Origin of the sequence: Chitinimonas arctica, from assembly GCF_007431345.1 — a bacterium.
GTDB classification, from domain to species: Bacteria; Pseudomonadota; Gammaproteobacteria; order Burkholderiales; family Chitinimonadaceae; genus Chitinimonas; species Chitinimonas arctica.
In genome coordinates, this window is sequence record NZ_CP041730.1 from 1,666,824 (window position 1) to 1,684,984 (window position 18,161).

Annotated in this window: 17 protein-coding genes; 6 read left to right on the forward strand and 11 right to left on the reverse strand. The window is 63.5% G+C overall.

The annotated features are described in order from the left end of the window. The 5 genes from FNU76_RS07445 to FNU76_RS07465 form a co-directional block, all read right to left on the reverse strand. Window positions 1-489, reverse strand: coding sequence for a DUF456 domain-containing protein (locus FNU76_RS07445; protein WP_144277604.1), 489 nt, complete (start codon window positions 487-489; stop codon window positions 1-3). A 179-nt stretch (window positions 490-668) separates the two neighbouring features. After that, entirely contained in the window at window positions 669-866 is a 198-nt protein-coding gene (locus FNU76_RS07450; protein ID WP_144277605.1) for a hypothetical protein, read from the reverse strand. A gap of 105 nt (window positions 867-971) precedes the next feature. Beyond that, complete coding sequence (locus tag FNU76_RS07455; protein ID WP_144277606.1) at window positions 972-1,277, reverse strand: MGMT family protein; 306 nt, start codon at window positions 1,275-1,277, stop codon at window positions 972-974. A gap of 19 nt (window positions 1,278-1,296) precedes the next feature. Continuing rightward, on the reverse strand, window positions 1,297-3,150 hold the full coding sequence (gene ilvD / locus FNU76_RS07460) for a dihydroxy-acid dehydratase (RefSeq protein ID WP_144277607.1): 1,854 nt from the start codon (window positions 3,148-3,150) through the stop codon (window positions 1,297-1,299). Window positions 3,151-3,400: 250 nt separating this feature from the next. Continuing rightward, window positions 3,401-4,297, reverse strand: coding sequence for a LysR family transcriptional regulator (locus FNU76_RS07465; RefSeq protein WP_144277608.1), 897 nt, complete (start codon window positions 4,295-4,297; stop codon window positions 3,401-3,403). 128 nt (window positions 4,298-4,425) lie between these two features. On the opposite strand from FNU76_RS07465, the gene FNU76_RS07470 reads away from it, so the two are divergent. Next, window positions 4,426-5,190 (forward strand): SDR family oxidoreductase, encoded by a 765-nt coding sequence (locus FNU76_RS07470; RefSeq protein ID WP_144277609.1) that lies wholly within the window; start codon window positions 4,426-4,428, stop codon window positions 5,188-5,190. A gap of 81 nt (window positions 5,191-5,271) precedes the next feature. Next, window positions 5,272-6,057 (forward strand): prolipoprotein diacylglyceryl transferase, encoded by a 786-nt coding sequence (gene lgt / locus FNU76_RS07475; protein WP_144277610.1) that lies wholly within the window; start codon window positions 5,272-5,274, stop codon window positions 6,055-6,057. Between the two features lie 4 nt (window positions 6,058-6,061). Here the strand turns inward: lgt and FNU76_RS07480 are convergent, their stop codons facing one another. The 3 genes from FNU76_RS07480 to FNU76_RS07490 form a co-directional block, all read right to left on the reverse strand. Continuing rightward, complete coding sequence (locus FNU76_RS07480) at window positions 6,062-6,745, reverse strand: GAF domain-containing protein (RefSeq protein WP_144277611.1); 684 nt, start codon at window positions 6,743-6,745, stop codon at window positions 6,062-6,064. Between the two features lie 61 nt (window positions 6,746-6,806). Continuing rightward, on the reverse strand, window positions 6,807-8,891 hold the full coding sequence (locus FNU76_RS07485; RefSeq protein ID WP_144277612.1) for a putative bifunctional diguanylate cyclase/phosphodiesterase: 2,085 nt from the start codon (window positions 8,889-8,891) through the stop codon (window positions 6,807-6,809). 124 nt (window positions 8,892-9,015) lie between these two features. Continuing rightward, a complete protein-coding gene (locus FNU76_RS07490) occupies window positions 9,016-9,621 on the reverse strand; it encodes an arylesterase (protein WP_223879260.1) in 606 nt (201 codons plus the stop codon). Between FNU76_RS07490 and FNU76_RS07495 the strand changes: the two genes are divergently transcribed. Beyond that, the gene (locus FNU76_RS07495) at window positions 9,611-10,336 is read left to right on the forward strand and encodes an ABC transporter ATP-binding protein (protein ID WP_144277613.1); all 726 of its coding nucleotides are present in this window, start codon (window positions 9,611-9,613) and stop codon (window positions 10,334-10,336) included. The genes FNU76_RS07490 and FNU76_RS07495 overlap by 11 nt on opposite strands. Continuing rightward, entirely contained in the window at window positions 10,333-12,798 is a 2,466-nt protein-coding gene (locus tag FNU76_RS07500; protein ID WP_144277614.1) for an ABC transporter permease, read from the forward strand. Before FNU76_RS07495 ends, FNU76_RS07500 begins: the two co-directional genes overlap by 4 nt. A gap of 58 nt (window positions 12,799-12,856) precedes the next feature. On the opposite strand, the gene FNU76_RS07505 is transcribed toward FNU76_RS07500, so the two are convergent. From FNU76_RS07505 to FNU76_RS07515, 3 genes are all read right to left on the reverse strand, one after another. Further along, complete coding sequence (locus tag FNU76_RS07505; protein ID WP_144277615.1) at window positions 12,857-14,728, reverse strand: S9 family peptidase; 1,872 nt, start codon at window positions 14,726-14,728, stop codon at window positions 12,857-12,859. A 101-nt stretch (window positions 14,729-14,829) separates the two neighbouring features. Further along, window positions 14,830-15,600 carry an exodeoxyribonuclease III gene (xth, locus tag FNU76_RS07510; protein WP_144277616.1) on the reverse strand — a complete coding sequence of 257 codons (771 nt, stop codon included), beginning with the start codon at window positions 15,598-15,600 and terminating at the stop codon, window positions 14,830-14,832. 212 nt (window positions 15,601-15,812) lie between these two features. After that, window positions 15,813-16,361 (reverse strand): glutaredoxin family protein, encoded by a 549-nt coding sequence (locus FNU76_RS07515; RefSeq protein WP_144277617.1) that lies wholly within the window; start codon window positions 16,359-16,361, stop codon window positions 15,813-15,815. A gap of 223 nt (window positions 16,362-16,584) precedes the next feature. Here FNU76_RS07515 and FNU76_RS07520 point away from each other — a divergent pair, with 223 nt between their 5' ends. Both FNU76_RS07520 and tsaA read left to right on the forward strand, forming a co-directional pair. Further along, window positions 16,585-17,451: a Rossmann-like and DUF2520 domain-containing protein gene (locus FNU76_RS07520; protein ID WP_144277618.1), complete on the forward strand. Its 867-nt coding sequence runs from the start codon at window positions 16,585-16,587 to the stop codon at window positions 17,449-17,451. Continuing rightward, window positions 17,448-18,149, forward strand: a complete 702-nt coding sequence (tsaA, locus tag FNU76_RS07525) for a tRNA (N6-threonylcarbamoyladenosine(37)-N6)-methyltransferase TrmO (protein WP_144277619.1) — start codon at window positions 17,448-17,450, stop codon at window positions 18,147-18,149. Before FNU76_RS07520 ends, tsaA begins: the two co-directional genes overlap by 4 nt. The last annotated feature ends 12 nt before the right edge of the window (window positions 18,150-18,161 follow it).

Here is an 18,161-nt window from a genome sequence, read left to right on the forward strand (position 1 = left end):
TCACCACCAGTAGGCCAGGGCGAACAATCCCACCATCAGCAGGCTCAAGCTCAGCTTGAAAACCGTTCCCAGCAGAATGCCCAGCCAGGTACCCAGGCCCACCTTGCCGGCGTGCAGGGCATCATTCCGCACGGTCAGCTCGCCCAGGACCGCCCCGACAAAGGGGCCGAAGATCAGGCCGGGAATACCGAACAGGATGCCCACCAGCGTCCCCAGGGTGGCCCCCAGTACGGCCTGGCGGCTGGCGCCCACCTTGCCGGCGCCCCAGGCGCCGGCGACCAGGTCGACCAGCATCATCAGCACGCCTATCAGCCCCAGCGCCGCCAGCCACGCCCAGCCTACCCGTTCAAAATCATCCAGCCAGGCGCCAAGCAGACACCCCGCCAGCAACAAGGGCACGGCGGGCAGGAGGGGGAGCAGGTTACCGGCAAAACCGGCCAGCATCAGCAGGATGGCCAACGCCCAGCCAGCCAGATAGGGATAGTCCATAAGCAGCCTAGATAGGTTGAACAGACCGTAATCTATCCAGCCATGGCCCTTACGTCACCTTCGTTGTGCGGGGATAGCGCCAAACACAAAGGCGACCCTGCTTCAGGTCGCCTTTTCTTTGCTGGCTCGGCCTTATCGGCGGGAGCCATTTGGACGCTAGCGCGCGTCGCTGATGCGGGCTATGAGAACGCACCCGCCAGAATTGCATAATCGCTGTTACGACGGCCGAAGGAACCGCGTTGTTCACTTCCGACCAGCGCGAGATTCAGTATGCGCCAATCGCGGTCTTCCAGATCCATAGGGGTACGACGTTCCTGCAGTCGCCGTTCCTGGCCCAAGTAAGCAGACATGGTTGTCAGATAGGACTGTTCTTGCATCCGGCCTCCTCTCCTTGACGCGGCTTGACTGCTCGCCGCCTTGAGATGTCACTTTAGTCCTCTCGGCGGGTTTTTGCCTAGCCGTTCGTCGTGAAAAAATTTCAACTACCCCCAAGCGAAGCGGCGCAGGTCGATGCGCCCCTCGGCGGAAAACTGCACGCCCTCGTGTTGCAACAACACCCGCTGCAGATCGTCCGAGCCATCCAGCCCCCGGGCACTGATCCGCCCTTCGCCGCTGACCACCCGCCACCATGGCGCCTCCTCGCCCTCCGGCAACTGCTTGAGCGCCACCCCCACACGCCGGGCGTGGCGCGGCAAGCCCGCCGCCCGGGCTACTTGTCCGTAGCTCATGACCCAGCCGGGCGGGATCGTCCGGACAATGGCAATAAATGCGGCATGCTGGGGATTCATCACGACCGGGCCGATGGTTTCAGCGTTCGATCTGGCTAACGTCGCGCACGGCGCCGGTATCGGCCGAGGTAGTCATGGCCGCGTAGGCGCGCAAGGCGGGCGACACCAAACGCTCCCGATTCATTGGTTTAAAGGCCTGGGCGCCGCGGGCCAGCATGGCCGCTCTGCGGCGCGCCAATTCCTCCTCGCTCACCGCCAGGTGGATACGGCGCTGCGGGATATCGATCTCGATGCGATCCCCTTCTTCGGCCAAGCCGATCAAGCCGCCTTCGGCCGCTTCCGGCGAGACATGCCCGATGCTGAGCCCGGAGGTGCCGCCCGAGAAGCGTCCGTCGGTGAGCAAGGCGCAAGCCTTGCCCAAGCCCTTGGACTTCAGGTACGAGGTGGGATAAAGCATCTCCTGCATGCCGGGACCGCCTTTCGGACCCTCATAGCGGATCAGCACCAGATCGCCCGCGACGATACGGTCGGCCAGGATGGCTTCCACCGCCGCGTCCTGGCTCTCGAAGATCCGCGCCCGCCCGGTAAAGCACAGGATGGAGTCATCCACGCCGGCGGTTTTGACGATGCAGCCCCGTTCGGCGATATTGCCGTAGAGCACGGCCAGTCCGCCATCCTGCGAATAGGCATGGGCCTTGGAACGGATGCAGCCGTTCTCCCTGTCCGTATCCAGCGTGGGGTAGCGCATGGATTGCGAGAAGGCGATCGTGGTGGCCACGCCACCGGGTGCGGCACGGTAGAAGGTATGCGCCGCCGAGTCGGGTGCCTGCTGCATCACGTCCCAACTGGCCAGCGCGGCAGCCAGGCTGGGCGAGTGGACGGTCGGCACGTCGCGGTGCAGCAGGCCGGCACGGTCCAGCTCGGCCAGGATGGCCACCACTCCGCCAGCTCGGTGTACATCTTCCATATGGTATTTCTGGGTAGCCGGCGCAACCTTGGCCAGGCAGGGCACGCGACGCGAGACCCGGTCGATATCGGCCATCTTGAAATCGACGCCCGCCTCGCTGGCCGCCGCCAGCAGATGCAGCACGGTATTGGTGGACCCCCCCATGGCCACGTCCAGGCTCATGGCGTTTTCGAACGCTTCCCGGCTGGCGATATGGCGTGGCAATGCGGTCGCGTCGTCGCCTTCGTAATAGCGCTTGGCCAGCTCGACAATCAGCCGCCCGGCTCTCAGGAACAATTCCTTGCGGTCGCCATGGGTGGCCAGCAGCGAGCCATTGCCGGGCAGGCTCAGGCCCAGCGCCTCGGTCAGGCAGTTCATGGAATTGGCGGTGAACATGCCGGAACAGGAACCGCAGGTCGGGCAGGCGCTGCGCTCCACCGCGGCCACCTCGGCGTCGCTGACCTGGTCATTGGCCGCCTCGACCATGGCATCCACCAGATCCAGTTTGCGCGTCTCCCCATTCCAATTGACCTTGCCCGCCTCCATCGGTCCGCCCGATACGAACACCACCGGGATATTCAGGCGCAAGGCAGCCATCAGCATGCCCGGGGTGATCTTGTCGCAATTGGAGATGCACACCAGCGCATCGGCGCAGTGGGCATTCACCATGTATTCGACCGAATCGGCGATCAGCTCGCGGCTGGGCAAGGAATACAGCATGCCGCCATGGCCCATGGCGATACCGTCATCGACGGCGATGGTATTGAATTCCTTGGCCACCCCACCGGACCGCTCGATCTCGCGGGCGACCAGCTGTCCCAGATTCTGCAGGTGCACATGGCCCGGTACGAACTGGGTGAAGGAATTGCAGACGGCGATGATGGGCTTGTCGAAGTCGCCATCCTTCATGCCGGTGGCGCGCCAAAGGGCACGGGCGCCGGCCATATTGCGGCCGTGGGTGGTGGTACGGGAACGATAGACGGGCATGCTCGGAATCCTTGGCGCGGGCGGCGCGCCGATTTGTTCGACAGTCGCGGTTCAACCGGGAGTCAGGAAAAGATCGTCGGATCGACACCCGCTGATACGGGAAGGAAACGGGTCGCGGGGCGGGGTCTGTGAACGCTTGCTGCGCGGCCGCGCCGGGGGTGGTTGGCGCTGCATTTCCGATGTCCGGATGGCGATTCTAGCCTGAAATGCCCTTGAACATACTTACCCCAGCCAAGCGGCGACAATCCATCTAACGCGCGGCAGTAAGCAGTTCCGCCATCCAATCAACAAAAGCCTGCACCCGGCGGGAAAGATGGCGCCGATGCGGATAGCACACCGATATCGGCATCGGCGGCGCCGTCCATTCCGGCAAGACTTCCTGCAACTCGCCCGCCGCCACATGCGCATGCATATCGTGGCGCGGTACCTGGATCAAACCCTGGCCGGCGATGGCGCAAGCGATATAGGTCTCGGCATGGTTGGCGGCTACCCGTCCATTCATGGCCAGCGTCTTGCGCATGCCCTCCTCCAGGTATTCCCATTCGAGCACCCTGCCATTGGCCGGCGAAATGTAGTGGACCGCCAGATGCGCGGAAAGGTCCGTCAACCGCTTTGGCGTGCCATACCGGGCCAGGTAGGCCGGGCTGGCGTAATTGCCCTGTTCCAACAGGCCCAGCCGGCGGGCGACCAGGCCGGAGTCATGCAACTCCCCCACCCGCACGACGCAATCCACCCCTTCCCGCACCAAGTCCACCGGCCGGTCGCTGACGCCCAGTTCCAGGCTGATATCCGGATAGCGGGCAAAGAACCCGGGCAATGCCGGCGCGATCAGCAAGCGGCCGATACGGCCGGGCACATCGACGCGCAATCGTCCCGCCGGCATCCGGCCCGCTTGTCGAAACAGTGCCTCGGTCTCTTCGAAGTCGCCCAGCAGCCGCTGACAGCGCTCCAGATAGGCCGTGCCATCCTGCGTCAGCTGTACTCGCCGGGTGGTGCGTTGCAGTAGCCGCACACCCAATTGCGCTTCCAACTGCTGGACGGCCATCGACACCGTGGCGCGGGGTAATTGCAGCAGATCGGCGGCGCGGGTGAAGCCGCCGCTTTCGGCTACCCGCACAAAAATCTGCATGGCGTGAATGCGATCCATATCTTCTTGATTAGCGCGTATTTATGAAAAGTGTAGCCATATATAAGCCATTTATCCGAACCAGGCCAACAAACATACTGCACTCACTTCGCCGCATGGCAGGCGACAACCCGAGCAGGAGCAATATCATGAACACGACTTTCAACAACAAAGTGGCCTTGGTTATCGGCGCATCGCGCAATATGGGCCGCGCCTTTGCCGAGATGCTGGCGCAGGAAGGCGCGCGGGTGGCCGTCCACTACCATAGCGCCGGCTCCCGGACCGGTGCGGAAGAAGCCGTCGCCACCATCGGCGCGGCAGGCGGCCAGGCGCTGGCCTTGCAGGCCGATATCCGCCGCGTGGCCGATATCCAGCGTTTGTTCGATGCGGTGGAGGAACACTTTGGCGGCATCGATATCGTGATCAATACGGCCGGCCAAATGTTGAAGAAGCCGGTAATCGAGGTCGGCGAGGATGAGTTCGACGATATCTTCGCGCTGAACTGCAAGGCGGCCTTCTTTATCATGCAGGAAGCAGGCAAGCGCCTGCGCGACAATGGCCGCATCCTCAATATCGGCACTTCCTTGTTGGCCGCTACCGTCGCGGGCTATGCCGCCTATGCCGCCTATGCCGGCAGCAAAGCCCCGCTGGAAGACTTCAGCCGCGCCCTGGCCAAGGAGGTGGGTGCCCGCGGCATCACCGTCAATACGCTTTGTCCCGGTCCGATGGATACCGAGTTCTTCCACGCAGCCGAAACCCCGGAAGCCGTCGCCTATCTGAAGCGCGCCAGCATCAACGGCCAGCTGGGCCAGGTCGGCGATCTGCTGCCGGTGGTGAAGATGCTGGTTTCGCCGGAGAACAACTGGATCACGGCCCAGGCCATCTTCGCCAACGGCGGCTTTGTGGCCCGCTAGGGTTTTCAGGGCCCTCCCCGGCCGCAGCTACGCGTGGGCCGGCTATAATGCGGCCCTTCGTCCAATCGTCCGAGCCATGCCATGCTGACACACCCGCAAATCGACCCGGTGGCCATCCACCTGGGGCCGCTGTCCATCCGCTGGTATGGCTTGATGTATCTGGTGGGCTTCGTGCTGTTTCTCGCCCTGGGCCACTACCGCATCCGCCGCAACCCGGAAAAGGGATGGACCAGCCAGCAATTGGACGATCTGCTGTTCTACGGTGTGCTGGGGGTGATACTGGGCGGCCGGCTGGGCTATATCCTGTTCTACAAGCCGGCTTTCTACCTGAGCCACCCGCTGGATATATTCAAGATCTGGGAAGGCGGCATGGCCTTCCATGGCGGCTTTCTCGGCGTACTGGTGGCGATGTGGCTATTCGGCCGTAAAACCCGACGCAGCTTTTTCGAAGTAACCGACTTTATTGCGCCGCTGGTTCCGCTTGGCCTGGCCGCCGGTCGCCTGGGCAACTTCATCAATGGCGAACTATGGGGCCGGATCACCAGCGGCGATGCCTGGTGGGCCATGCGCTTTCCCTTGGTGGACCAGCAGCCGCGCCATGCTTCCCAGCTTTACCAGTTCGCCCTGGAAGGCTTGCTGCTGTTTATCGTACTGTGGGTGTTCTCCAGCAAGCCGCGCCGCACCGGCCAGGTTTCGGCGCTCTTCCTGCTCGGCTACGGCTTGGCCCGCTTTATCGCCGAATTCGCCCGTGAGCCGGACAACTTCCTGGGTATCCTGGCCCTCGGCTTTACCATGGGCCAGTGGCTCAGCCTGCCGATGATCGCGATCGGCGGCGTGTTGCTGTTCCGCAGCTATCGCAAGGTGTGATGGTTCAACGGGGCAGGTGCGTCGGGGCCAGCAGGCATAGTGCCACCAGGCTGGCCAGCACCTCGCCCTGGAAGAAATCGCGGCGGGCATCTTCGGCATCGATGATGCCCACTACCGTCCCGGCCTGGTCGAACAGCGGCAGGCAGGCTTCGCTCTGTACTTCCGCGTCGCAGGTGTAATACGCCCCGCCTTCCGCCACATAGCTATCGACATGGGCGATCAGTTTGCCGCGGCCGGACAAGCCGACCGTGCTGTTATTGGAGTGGCGGGCAAAATCGGCGGTGAGCGGGAATTCGGCGCGGCTGGGCTTGCCCCGATAGGCCAACTTGACCAAGGCCGGACCACTCGGCAGTTCACGCGTCTGGTAAACCCCCAGCCAACCGCAGGCGCTATCCGCCACCAGTCGATCGACCACCCCCTGCAGCCTCGCCAGGTTGGCGCTGGTCTCTTCCCGTACCCCTCCCAGCGTGGCCGCCAGGTCATAAGGCGCCTCGGCCAATTGGTCCGGCAGCGAGCATGCGCCGTTTTCACCCAGTTCAGGCACGCGATAGCGATATAGGGTGGTGGGATCGGCCGGTATGGAGACGGTAGCCGCAAGGGCTTCCAGTGCTTTCAAGCGCGTGGTCACCAGTTCGTGGTCGATGACGGCATCGAGTCCGGCAAGCGCGAGGTATTCGGCGGGTGTCATGGCTGGCTTCCTGTGTGGGAGCGCCATTCTATGTCAAACGATCTGGTCGTCGGCCAGCTGCTCAAATCTGATAATGATCCGCCGGTGTATTGGTGGCGCCACCCAGTTCATTGGCCGGCATGGGCTTACCCAGGTGAAAACCTTGCAGGGCATCGCAGCCCAGGTGGGCGAGGAACTCCCGCTGCGCCTGGGTTTCCACGCCTTCCGCCACGACGGTGAGCCCCAGGGCGCGTGCCAGGGCGATGATGGCGCCGACGATGGCGGCATCATCGGTATGGGGCGCCAGATCAGCGACGAAGCTGCGATCTATCTTCAGCTCCTTGGCCGGCAGGCGCTTCAGATACGCAAGGCTGGAATAACCCGTGCCGAAATCGTCGATGGACAAGGACACCCCCATATCGGCCAGTGCCTCTAATTGCCTGAGGCTGGCTTCGGCGTCGTCCATGGCGGTGGTTTCGGTGATTTCCAGCGTCAGACAGGTGGCCGGCACACCATGGCGCGCCAAGGTGTCGCGCACCATGTCCACCAACAGTGGATGGCGGAACTGCACCGGCGACAGATTGACCGCCACCTTCCAATCTACATAGCCGAGGTCCAGCCAGGCGCGCATCTGGGCGCAAGCAGCATTCAGGACCCAGGCACCGATCGGTACGATCAGGCCGTTCTTCTCGGCCAGGCCGATAAAGGCCATGGGTGCGACGGTGCCGCGGGTGGGGCTGTACCAGCGTATCAGGGCTTCCACACCCAGCATGCGGCCGCTGACGGCGTCGAATTTGGGCTGGTAATGCAGGCGGAATTCTTCGCGGGCGATTGCCTGGTGCAATTCGTTCTGCAGCAGCAATTGGTCGCGTACATTGTGATTCATGGAGCTTTCGAAAAAGCGGAAGCCATTGCGGCCGGACTGCTTGGCGGCATACATCGCGGCATCGGCATTGGTCAGCAGGGTACGGCCATCTTCGCCATCCAGGGGGTGCAGCGCCACCCCGATGCTGGCCGAAACCCGGATATCGTGCAGACCGATCCGGTAGGGCTGCCCCACTGCCATCACCAAACGCTCGCACAATTCGGCCACGCTGGCCGCCTCCTCCATGCCTTCGGCGACCACCACGAACTCGTCGCCGCCGATGCGCGCCAGGGTGTCCTGCGGGCGCAGGCTGTCGGCCAGCCGCATGGCGACTTCGATCAGCAGCAGATCGCCGATGTGGTGCCCGAGCGAATCATTGACCGCCTTGAAACCGTCGAGGTCGGCAAATAGCACGGCATAGTGGCTATCGCCGCGCTCCGCCTTCTTCTCCGCCTGGTTGAGCCGGTCTTCGAGCAGGATACGGTTGGGCAGCTTGGTCAGATTGTCGTGCAGGGCCAGCAGGGTCAGCTCGGCATTGGCCTTGGCCAGGGAATCGGCCAACAGGGCGGTGCGCGATGCCATGCTGGCATCCAGGACCGAAATACTCAGCGCGATGCCCAGGACCGCCGCGCTGGTGACCACCACCAGGACGGTCAGCAGATCGGGATTGAGGCCGCCGATGGCGGCCGTGCAAACGCTGCCCAAGGGGAAGTTGGCCGCGCCCATGCCGGTATAGTGCATACCGACAATGGCCAGCCCCATGATGCCGGCGGCGCCAGCCCGCCACAGCCGCACCCGGGGCGCCTCGAACTTGAGCCGGAACGCTATCCACAGGGCAGCGCCGGCGGCAGCGATGGCAATCGCCACCGATGCGGTGAACCAGGCCGGGTCCCAGCGAATCGCCGGCATCATCCGCATGGCCGCCATGCCGGTGTAGTGCATGCCGCAGATACCCAAACCCATCAGGATGGCGCCGCGCGTCAGGCGCAGGGTGGGCAATTCCGCGTGATTGATCTGTTCAAGCGCGAACCAGGAAACGGCGATGGCGATCAGCAGGGACAGCAGGGTCAGCGAAAAGTCATAACCCAGTGGAATGGGCAGGGTAAAGGCCAGCATGCCGACAAAATGCATGGACCAGATACCCACGCCCATGGCAAAGGCGCCGCCGGCCAGCCACCAGGATCTGGCGACACCGCGGCTGCAGGCCATTCTGGCAGCCATATCAAGCGCGGTGTAGGACGCCACGATGGCAACCAGCAACGAGATCAAAACCAGCAGAGGTTGGTACGAACCGGTCAGCATGCTTGTCATTCGCCCGAATGCTAGCTGCAAGCATAGAGGGGACAAGTTGGCTCTGCCAACGCGGCACGCGCCCGGCCGGCAATATATTTTATTTGAATCGCTATCGCCGATCCATGCAGGACGGCTATTTGACCAGTGGCGCGACGACCGGCCAGACATTCGCCAGCAGACGCGGCTGCGCTGCGGCGATAGGATGCAATTGGTCGGATTGGAACATATTCGGCTGATCGGCGATGCCGTCGAACAGGAAGGGCGGCTCGGCCAGCTTGTATTGCTTGGCCAGCTCGCCGTACATGGCATCGAACTTGGCGGTGTAGGGCCCGCCGAAGTTCGGCGGCAGGCGGATGGCGATCAGCGCGACTTTTGCCCCGGCACGACGGGATTGTTCGATGATGGCGGCCAGGTTCTGCCGGGCAGTCTCGACCGGCAGGCCGCGCAGCCCGTCGTTGGCGCCCAGCTCCACCAGCACCACGGCCGGCTTATGCCGTTGCAGGGCCGCCGGCAAGCGGGTCAGGCCGCCTGCGGTGGTTTCGCCCGACTGGCTGGCATTGATTACTCGCCAGCCCGCCCCAAGCTTCTGCTGTAGCAGGCTGGGCCAGGCTTGTTCCATTCGCAGGCCGTAGCCGGCCGAGAGGCTGTCACCGAATACCATGATGGTCTTGGCATCAGCCGCCGCGGCGGATCCAAGCAAACCGAAAAACATACTCAAGAACAGAACAATGCGCGCCACGCCGGATTTCCTTAAAGATGTCGCCAAGACGGAAGACAAGCCCATTCTCGTGGTCGAAGGGCTTGGCAAGCAAGTCGGATTCGACCATGAGCTATTGACCATCCTGGATCAGGTGAGTTTCCAGCTGTCGGCCGGGCACACCTTGGCCATCGTGGGCGCATCGGGTTCCGGCAAATCCACCTTGCTGGGCCTGCTGGCCGGGCTCGACTCGCCCTCGCATGGCAAGGTCACCCTGGCTGGCCAGGATCTGGCCGGACTGGACGAAGATGGCCGAGCACGCCTGCGGGCGGAGCAGGTCGGGTTCGTGTTCCAGTCCTTTCAACTGCTACCGGCATTGAGCGCCCTCGACAATGTCGCCCTGCCGCTGGAACTGAGCGGCAGGCGCGATGCAAGACGCGAGGCGCAGGCGCTGCTGGAGCGGGTGGGCCTGGGCAACCGGGTACAACACCGTCCGAAGGAGCTGTCCGGCGGCGAGCAGCAGCGCGTGGCCCTGGCCCGCGCCTTTGTTACCCGGCCCAAGCTGCTGTTCGCCGACGAGCCTACCGGCAATCTCGATACCCAGACCGGCGAGCGCATCATCGATCTGCTGTTCACCCTCAATGCCGAGGCAGGCACCACCCTGGTCCTGGTGACCCATGACGAGCGCCTGGCGGCGCGATGTGGCGCGCGCTTGCGCCTGGCCGCCGGCAAGGTGCTGGCGCGGGAGGGGGTATGAAGGGCTGGTCCTTGGCCTGGCGCTGGCTCAAGCGCGACCTGGCGGGAGGCGAGCTGACCGTGATGGCGATCGCCCTGGTCGTGGCCATCGCCGCCATGAGCAGCGTCGGCTTTCTTACCGACAGGGTGAAGCAGGTCCTGCAAAGCCAGGCCGACCAGTTGCTGGCAGCCGATCTGGTCATCAACTCCAGCCAGGCGATACCGGACGAGTTCATCCGGGAAGCGGACCGGCGCGGCCTGCGCCGTGGGGCCACGACCATCTTCCCCAGCATGGCGCAGACCGAAAGCCGCGCGCAGATGATCACCGCCAAGGCGGTCTCCGACAGCTACCCGCTGCGCGGCCAGGTCAAGTTGCGGCAAGGTGCGGTGGAAATACCGGCCAGTCACATCCCCCGGCCGGGCACCGCCTGGGCCGATCAAAGGTTGTACGACACGCTGGGCCTGCAAGCCGGCGCGACGCTGCAACTGGGTGAAAGAAAGCTGGTTCTGGCCGGTGTGCTGGCGCGCGAACCGGACGGCGCCATGGATCTGTACAACTTTGTCCCCAGACTGATGTTCAACGAAGCAGATCTACCGGCCACCCAGCTGATCCGGCCCGGCAGCCGGATACGCTACCGCCTGTTGCTGGCGGGCGCGCCGGCCGAGATCGCCGCCATGCGCGACTGGTTGAAACCACGCCTGAAATTGGGCCAGCGGCTGGAAAGCGTGCAAGAGGCCAGGCCCGAGATCAAGGCGTCGTTGGACCGGGCCGAGCGCTTCCTGCGGCTATCGGCCCTGATCAGCGTCTTCCTGGCGGCGGCTGCCATCGCCCTGGCGGCGCGGCGCTATGTCGAGCGCCACCTCGATGCGGTCGCCTTGCTGCGCACCCTGGGCCAGACCCAGCGCGATATCGTCGCCTTGTTCCTGCGCCAGTACGCCCTATTGGCGCTGGTCTCGATCAGCATCGGGGTAGCCGCCGGCTGGCTGGCCCAATTCGCCCTGGCCCATCTGCTGGCCGGCTTCTTCGACAGCGCCTTGCCGCCCGCCGGTCCCCTGCCGGCCCTGGCGGGCGCCGGCGTGGGCATCACGCTGCTGTTCGGCTTCTGCCTGCCGCCGCTGCTGCGCTTGCGTGGCATCTCGCCCCTGCGGGTGATCCGGCGTGATGCAACCCCGCCCGGCAATGCGCCGCTGGCAACCCTGCTCGGCGTCGCCACGCTCGCCGGGCTGATCAGTTGGCAAGCCGGCGAAACCACCCTCGCGCTACTGGCGCTGGGCGGTCTGGCCGGCACGGTCGGCCTGGCCGCGCTGGCGGCCTGGTGCCTGGTATGGATCACGCCGCGACTGCCGCTGCCCGCCAGTGTCGGCTGGCGTTTCGGCCTGGCCAACGTGGCGAGGCGGCGGGGTTTGAGCGTGGCCCAAATCGTGGCCCTGTCGCTGGGACTGATGGCCATGATGCTGTTGACCGTGGTGCGCAACGATTTGCTGGCCGCCTGGAATAGCTCGCTCCCGGCCGATGCGCCAAACCGCTTTATCATCAATATCCAGCCGGAGCAGCGCGCCGCCCTGGCCGCAGGATTCCAGGCGGACGGCCTGCCCGCGCACAGTTTCGCACCCATGATACGGGCCAGGCTCACCGCCATCGCCGGCAAGCCGCTCGATCCGTCGAAGTACCGCGACGAGCAGGCCAAGCGCTTGGCGGAACGGGAGTTCAACCTGTCCTGGGGAGAAAGCCTCCGCAGCGACAACCGTATGGTGGCAGGCACCGCATTGCGCGACGACCAGCCCGGCTGGTCGGTGGAAGAAGGACTGGCGAAATCGCTGGGCATCAAATTGGGCGATCAGCTCAGCTTCGATATCGCCGGCACCGGCTATACCGCGCCGGTCCGCAATTTGCGCAAGGTCGGCTGGGACTCGTTCCGGGTCAATTTCTTCGTGGTCGGCAGCAGCTCGCTGTTACGTGATCAGCCGGCCAGCTATGTCACCAGCTTCTACCTGCCGGAAAACCGGGCCCAGTTCGCCACCGGCCTATCGCGGCAGTTTCCCAACCTGACCGTGGTCGATGTCTCGGTCATCCTGGCGGAAGTCCGCAGCGTGCTGGATCGGGTGTTGGCAGCCGTCGAGGTGGTGTTCGTCTTCAGCCTGGCGGCGGGGGTGGCGGTGCTGTACGCGGCCACCTTGGCTACCCACGACGAGCGCAAGCAGGAAGTCGCCATCTTGCGCACGCTGGGCGCATCGCGCCGCATGATAGGGCAAGCGGTCAGTGCCGAGCTGCTGCTGGTCGGCGGACTGGCGGGATTGCTGGCGGCGGCCGCGGCACTGGCGATGGGCGCCCTGGCGGCCACGCAGCTGTTCTCGCTACCGGCCACCATTAGCTGGTGGTTGTTGCCCGGCGGTTTGGTCATGGGTGCTTTGGCCGCTCGCTTCGCTGCGGCGCCCTTGCTCAACCGGGTGCTGCGTACGCCACCTTTGCGGGCATTGCGCTGATCCCACCGCGTGCAGGAAAGAAACAGCCGGCAAGTTTGCCGGCTGTTTCTCGTTCCAACTAAGTACCCAGGTGCTTTTTGAAGAACTTCTCCATCGCCTCATACGCTTCAAAACGATTTTCCTGGTTGCGGAAGCCGTGGCCCTCGTTTTCCTTGACGATGTATTCCACGTCCACGCCACGTTGCTTGAGTGCAGCCACGATCTGATCGGATTCGGCGATATTCACGCGCGGATCCTTGGCGCCCTGCAAGACCAATAGAGGCGCTTTGATCTTGTCCACATGGAAGACCGGCGAAGCCGCTTCCATCTGTGCCTTGTCCTTTTCCGGGTCGCCCACCATTTCGTGCACCTGCTCGAGGTAGTGTTTCCAGTATGGCGGAATGGTCTTCATGAAGGTAAACAGGTTGCTGACGCCGACATTGTCCACCGCGCATGCGTACAGGTCCGGGGTAAAGGCCACGCCGGCCAAAGTGGCATAGCCGCCGTAGCTGCTGCCGTAGATGCAGATCCGTTTCGGATCGGCGGTACCTTGCTTGACGAGGTAATCGACGCCATCGCTAACATCGTCCTGCATGGCCTTGCCCCACTGCTTGAACGATGCCTGCCAGAAAGCCTTGCCGTAGCCGGTGGAGCCACGGAAGTTCATCTGCAATACCGCATAGCCGCGATTGGCCAGGAATTGCACTTCCGGATTGAAGCCCCAGCTATCGCGGGCCCACGGTCCGCCATGGGGATTGACGATAACGGGCAGGTTCTTGCTCTCGCGGCCGGACGGTACGGTCAAATAGCCATGGATGGTGAGGCCGTCGCGGCTCTTGTATTCAATAGGCTGCACCTTGGCCATCTGCGCTTCGGGCAGCCAGGGTGTCACCTCCGCCAGCTTTTCCAGGCGGCCGGTCTTGCTCTCGTAGAAGTAACGCGCGCCGCGGGTGCGGTCATTCCAGGTGGAAACGATCCAGTTCTGCTCACTCTTGTCGCTTTCCAGGCGGATCTCATAGCCGGGCAGTTTGGCCTGCAGCTTTTCCACCATGGCCTTGGTCTGCGCATCGAAGAAGTGCGTCTGCTCCTTCCAGGTTTCGAAGGTCGAGCTGGTCAACACCTTGCGCTTTTCCGAGTAGGCCAGCTTATCCACATCCACGTCGTCCCGTTGGAACACCACCTTCACTTCCTTACCGGTGCGTGGGTCCAGTTCGACGATGGCCTGCTTGTCGCGATTGAGATTCGACGCAACGTAGAGACGTTTATTGTCGAAGGTGAACAGCAGGGGTTCCAGCTGCTCCTTGAAACTGGTGGTCAGCACCACCTTGAAGGGCGATTTTTCGTCGGTGCGATACAGCAGCGAGCTGTTCACGCCATCGGTACTGACCGCCGCCCGGATGCGCCCCAGGTGATCGGTGGTCCATTGGGTGATATTGCCGGGGTTTTCCGCCACCATTTTCAATTTGCCGGTCTTGATATTCAGCCGATAGGCATCGAAGACCTCCGGATTGCGCTTGTTCAGGCCAATCAAGACATCGGTCGGATGGTCGTCCAGCTCATCGATGATTTCGGCCCGTACCTTGCCGAACGGCGTCATGTCGCGGGTCGTCTTGCCCTCGCGGTCCACCACATAGAGGTGGAAATTCTCGTCGCCGCCGTTGTCCTTCACGTACAGCAGATGATCGTTGCCCTTCCAGCCGTAATTGCGGATATCGCGATCCGTCACCGATGTCACCCGCTTCGCCTCGCCACCTGGCTTCATCACATGCACATTGAGGCGGTTCTCGAACGGCTGGGTAAACGAAATGAACTTGCCGTTGGGCGAAATCCTGAAATTGGTCTTTTCCGGATTCTTGAAGAAATCCTGCAGCGGGATGTGCGGCGATTCGGCGGCATAGGCCGGCATCAGGGCAAATGCACCGGCTACGGCGGCGGCGAGCATGCTTTTCATGGGTTCTCCAGAGTGGGCACCATCTTGGCGGTGATGCCCCACTATAAACATACCAATTGGTATGTTCAAATTACCAAAGACCTGCTGTGGTGCCGATGCTGCTAAGTACGCAGGGTCGCCACGACCGGCGCATGGTCGCTGGGCCGCTCGTGGCGGCGTGGTTCGAGATCGATCTCGCAGGCGCTGCAGATCGCCGCAAGGGGTGCCGACAGCAGGACATGGTCGATGCGCAGACCGGCATTGCGCCGGAAGCCCGCCGCACGGTAATCCCACCAGCTGAACAGCTTTTCCGGCTGTTCGAACAGACGGAAACTATCCACCAGCCCCAAGCCAAGCAGTTGCTGGAAGCGCTCGCGCTCCGGTGGGCTGACCAACACATCGCCGGCCCATTTGGCCGGATCGTGGACATCCCGGTCATCCGGCGCGATGTTGTAGTCGCCGACCAGGGCCAGGCGAGGATGGCGGGCCAGCTCTTCGCCCACCCAGGCGATCAGGGCGTCCAGCCAGGCCAGCTTGTACGGATACTTTTCCGAATCGAGCGCCTGCCCATTCACCACATAGGCGCCAATCACCCGTACGCCGTCCACCGTGGCGGCGATCACGCGTTTTTGTGGATCGGTGAAATTGGGCAAGTTGAGTTGCACATCGGACAGCGGCGAGCGCGCTATCAAGGCCACGCCGTTATAGGTTTTCTGGCCGGTGAAGGCGACATGGAAACCGGCTGCCTCGATCTCGGCGCGCGGAAAGGCGTGGTCTTCCTGCTTGGTCTCCTGCAGCGCCAGCACCGTCACTTCCGGCCTGGCCGCCAGCCAGTCGAGTACCTGCGGCAGGCGAACCTTGAGGGAATTGACGTTCCAGGTGGCAATTTGCATGACGTGACTTATCCGGTTGGTGTTTGAGCCCGAATGCGGGCGCGCCCGGCCAGGCAAGCGCAGGGCGGGCATTTGGGCAATTTTGTCTGATTTCCGGGAAGACGCCAGCGGTGATGCCGAAAAAATTACGCACGGCGCCCAGCGGGGACAAACGGACGAGCCATGCAAAAACGGCGGGGTGAGCCGCCGTTCAGGTGAGGTCAGACCATCGCTCAGGGCTTCTTGGCGGCGGGCTGCGGAGCTGTCCCGGCCGGCGCAGGCGCTGCGGCGGCAGCGGGTTGCTGGCCCTTCAGGGTGGGATCGCCAGACTTGGCATAACCGCCCGAATCCAGCGCAGCTGCCCAAGCCGACTCGCTAAAGCCCTTGAGCGTGCTCTCGCCGACTTGCAGCGACGGCACCATGGCTTCGCCGGTCAGCTTTTTCAACTGGTCGTAATCGGCCGTGCTGGCTTGTGGATTGCGCAGCGAATACGGCACGCCGCGCTTGGCCAACATGGTGCGGGCGCTGTCGCAAGCATCGCCGCAGTTATTGATCCAAAGGGTGACCGGGTTCTTGCGGACGGCTTCGCGGGTAATGAAATTCCCCCCGCTGGTTTGCACCACATTGCCTTTGACATCTTTCACATCGGCCTTTTGACCGGGCTGCGGCTGGTCGGAAAACACGACGTTGCCGCTCGCGTCTTTCCATGAATAGACCTTGGCGGCATGGGCCATGGGCAACGCCAAGGCCAAGCCCAGGGTGATAAGTGCGGACAGCTTCATAAGTGACTCCGAAAATGCGTAACGGCGATGACGTTGGAATTATATGCGAAGGCTACAGCGGGTGTGAGGCCTTTCGTAAACAGCCACTTCCAAGGGGGCACGGTGGTCGCCGAAGCAGGCGAAGCGGACTTATCCACAGCAGGAACACGCTCGGCGCGCGGGTTACCGCGGCAGGCTCTGTCCTGCATGCGATAATCCGCTGTCGTCTTTGGTTCCCGCCCTTATGCTCCTCCCCAGTCTCAATCTGATTGGCCCCGGCCGCCTTGGCCGCAGCCTCGCCCGGCTTTGGCACGATGCCGGGCTACTGCGCATTGCCGGCGTGGTCGCCCGCCAAGCCGGCTCCGCGCAAGACGCCATTGCCTTTATCGGCGCAGGGCAGGCCATGACGCTGGCTGAACTGCCGCCCGCCGACTTTACGCTGATCGCCACCCCGGACGATAAATTAGCGGAAATCGTGACCGCGCTAAGCAGGCACTCCCTCATCGGCGGCGGCGATGTGGTGTTCCATGCCAGCGGCGCGCTGAGCAGCGAACTGCTGGCGCCGCTGCGGACGCGATCGCAACTGCTGGCCAGCATTCACCCGCTCAAATCGTTCGCGCAACCGGCCCACGCCATCACCGATTTTGCCGGTACCTATTGCGGCTGCGAAGGCAACGCCGAGGCGGTGAGCAAGCTGGTCGCGCTATTCGAAGGTATAGCCGGGCAATGTTTCAGCCTCAAGGCCGAAAACAAGACGCTGTACCATGCCGGCGCCGTGCTGGCGTGCAACGATCTGGTCGCCCTGATGGAAACCGCACTGCGCTGCATGAGCATGGCCGGGCTGACGCGCGAACAGGCTTGGCGGGCGTTGCGCCCGCTGGTGGATGGCAGCCTGGCCAATCTCGACCGCCTGCCCACCGACGCAGCACTGACCGGTCCGATCGCCCGAGGCGACACCGGCACCGTGGCCCGTCAATTGGCCGCCGTCCGCCAGTTCGACCCGGCGGTCGCCGATACCTACCTGGCCTTGGGCCGGGTGGCGCTGCAACTCGCCGCCCTGGACGAAACACAGCGGAGCCGGTTGGCCGCGCTATTGGAGACCTCGCCATGAACAGCTGGTCCATGCAGCCCATCGGTGTGGTCGAAAGCTGCTTCAAGGAAAAATTCGCCATTCCCCGCCAACCCGGCCTTTGTCCTTCGGCCGAAGCCAGCGTGCTGCTGCTGCCACCCTATGACCAGTCCGACGCCGTACGCGGGCTGGAACAATTCAGCCATGTCTGGCTCTTGTTCGCCTTCCATCAGACTGCCGCGCAAGGCTGGCGGCCCACGGTGCGGCCTCCCAAGCTGGGCGGCAATCAGCGCCTGGGGGTATTCGCCAGCCGCTCCACGTTCCGGCCCAATCCCATCGGCCTGTCGGTGGCCAAGCTGGTCCGCATCGATACCGACCAGGGGGTGCGCATACACGTGGGCGGCGCCGACCTGCTGGATGGCACGCCCATCTTCGATATCAAGCCCTACCTGGCCTATGCGGATGCGATCGGCGACGCCTCCAACGGTTACGCCGACGCCGGCACGCAACCGTTGCGCGTCAGCTTCTCGGCGGCGGCGGAGGCCGCCCTGCAGGCAGCGGCAGCGCGCTATCCGCGCTTGCGGGCGCTGATCGAAGAGGTATTGGCGCAAGACCCGCGCCCTGGCTATGCCGACGATCCGGAACGGGAATACGGCATGACACTCTATGAGTTCAATATCCGCTGGCGCTGCGCGGCCCATTCGGCAAGCGTGGACAGCATCACGGCGACCCATTTATGACCTTCGCCGGAT

Excerpts from the sequence above, each read along its gene's own strand:
- FNU76_RS07520 (WP_144277618.1), top strand. The coding sequence starts at position 16,585 with ATGCTCCTCCCCAGTCTCAATCTGATTGGCCCCGGCCGCCTTGGCCGC.
- lgt (WP_144277610.1), top strand. The coding sequence starts at position 5,272 with ATGCTGACACACCCGCAAATCGACCCGGTGGCCATCCACCTGGGGCCG.
- FNU76_RS07515 (WP_144277617.1), bottom strand. The coding sequence starts at position 16,361 with ATGAAGCTGTCCGCACTTATCACCCTGGGCTTGGCCTTGGCGTTGCCC.
- FNU76_RS07505 (WP_144277615.1), bottom strand. The coding sequence starts at position 14,728 with ATGAAAAGCATGCTCGCCGCCGCCGTAGCCGGTGCATTTGCCCTGATG.
- FNU76_RS07495 (WP_144277613.1), top strand. The coding sequence starts at position 9,611 with ATGCGCGCCACGCCGGATTTCCTTAAAGATGTCGCCAAGACGGAAGAC.
- FNU76_RS07450 (WP_144277605.1), bottom strand. The coding sequence starts at position 866 with ATGCAAGAACAGTCCTATCTGACAACCATGTCTGCTTACTTGGGCCAG.
- tsaA (WP_144277619.1), top strand. The coding sequence starts at position 17,448 with ATGAACAGCTGGTCCATGCAGCCCATCGGTGTGGTCGAAAGCTGCTTC.
- ilvD (WP_144277607.1), bottom strand. The coding sequence starts at position 3,150 with ATGCCCGTCTATCGTTCCCGTACCACCACCCACGGCCGCAATATGGCC.
- FNU76_RS07485 (WP_144277612.1), bottom strand. The coding sequence starts at position 8,891 with ATGCTGACCGGTTCGTACCAACCTCTGCTGGTTTTGATCTCGTTGCTG.
- FNU76_RS07455 (WP_144277606.1), bottom strand. The coding sequence starts at position 1,277 with ATGAATCCCCAGCATGCCGCATTTATTGCCATTGTCCGGACGATCCCG.
- FNU76_RS07445 (WP_144277604.1), bottom strand. The coding sequence starts at position 489 with ATGGACTATCCCTATCTGGCTGGCTGGGCGTTGGCCATCCTGCTGATG.
- FNU76_RS07480 (WP_144277611.1), bottom strand. The coding sequence starts at position 6,745 with ATGACACCCGCCGAATACCTCGCGCTTGCCGGACTCGATGCCGTCATC.
- FNU76_RS07470 (WP_144277609.1), top strand. The coding sequence starts at position 4,426 with ATGAACACGACTTTCAACAACAAAGTGGCCTTGGTTATCGGCGCATCG.
- FNU76_RS07500 (WP_144277614.1), top strand. The coding sequence starts at position 10,333 with ATGAAGGGCTGGTCCTTGGCCTGGCGCTGGCTCAAGCGCGACCTGGCG.
- FNU76_RS07465 (WP_144277608.1), bottom strand. The coding sequence starts at position 4,297 with ATGGATCGCATTCACGCCATGCAGATTTTTGTGCGGGTAGCCGAAAGC.
- xth (WP_144277616.1), bottom strand. The coding sequence starts at position 15,600 with ATGCAAATTGCCACCTGGAACGTCAATTCCCTCAAGGTTCGCCTGCCG.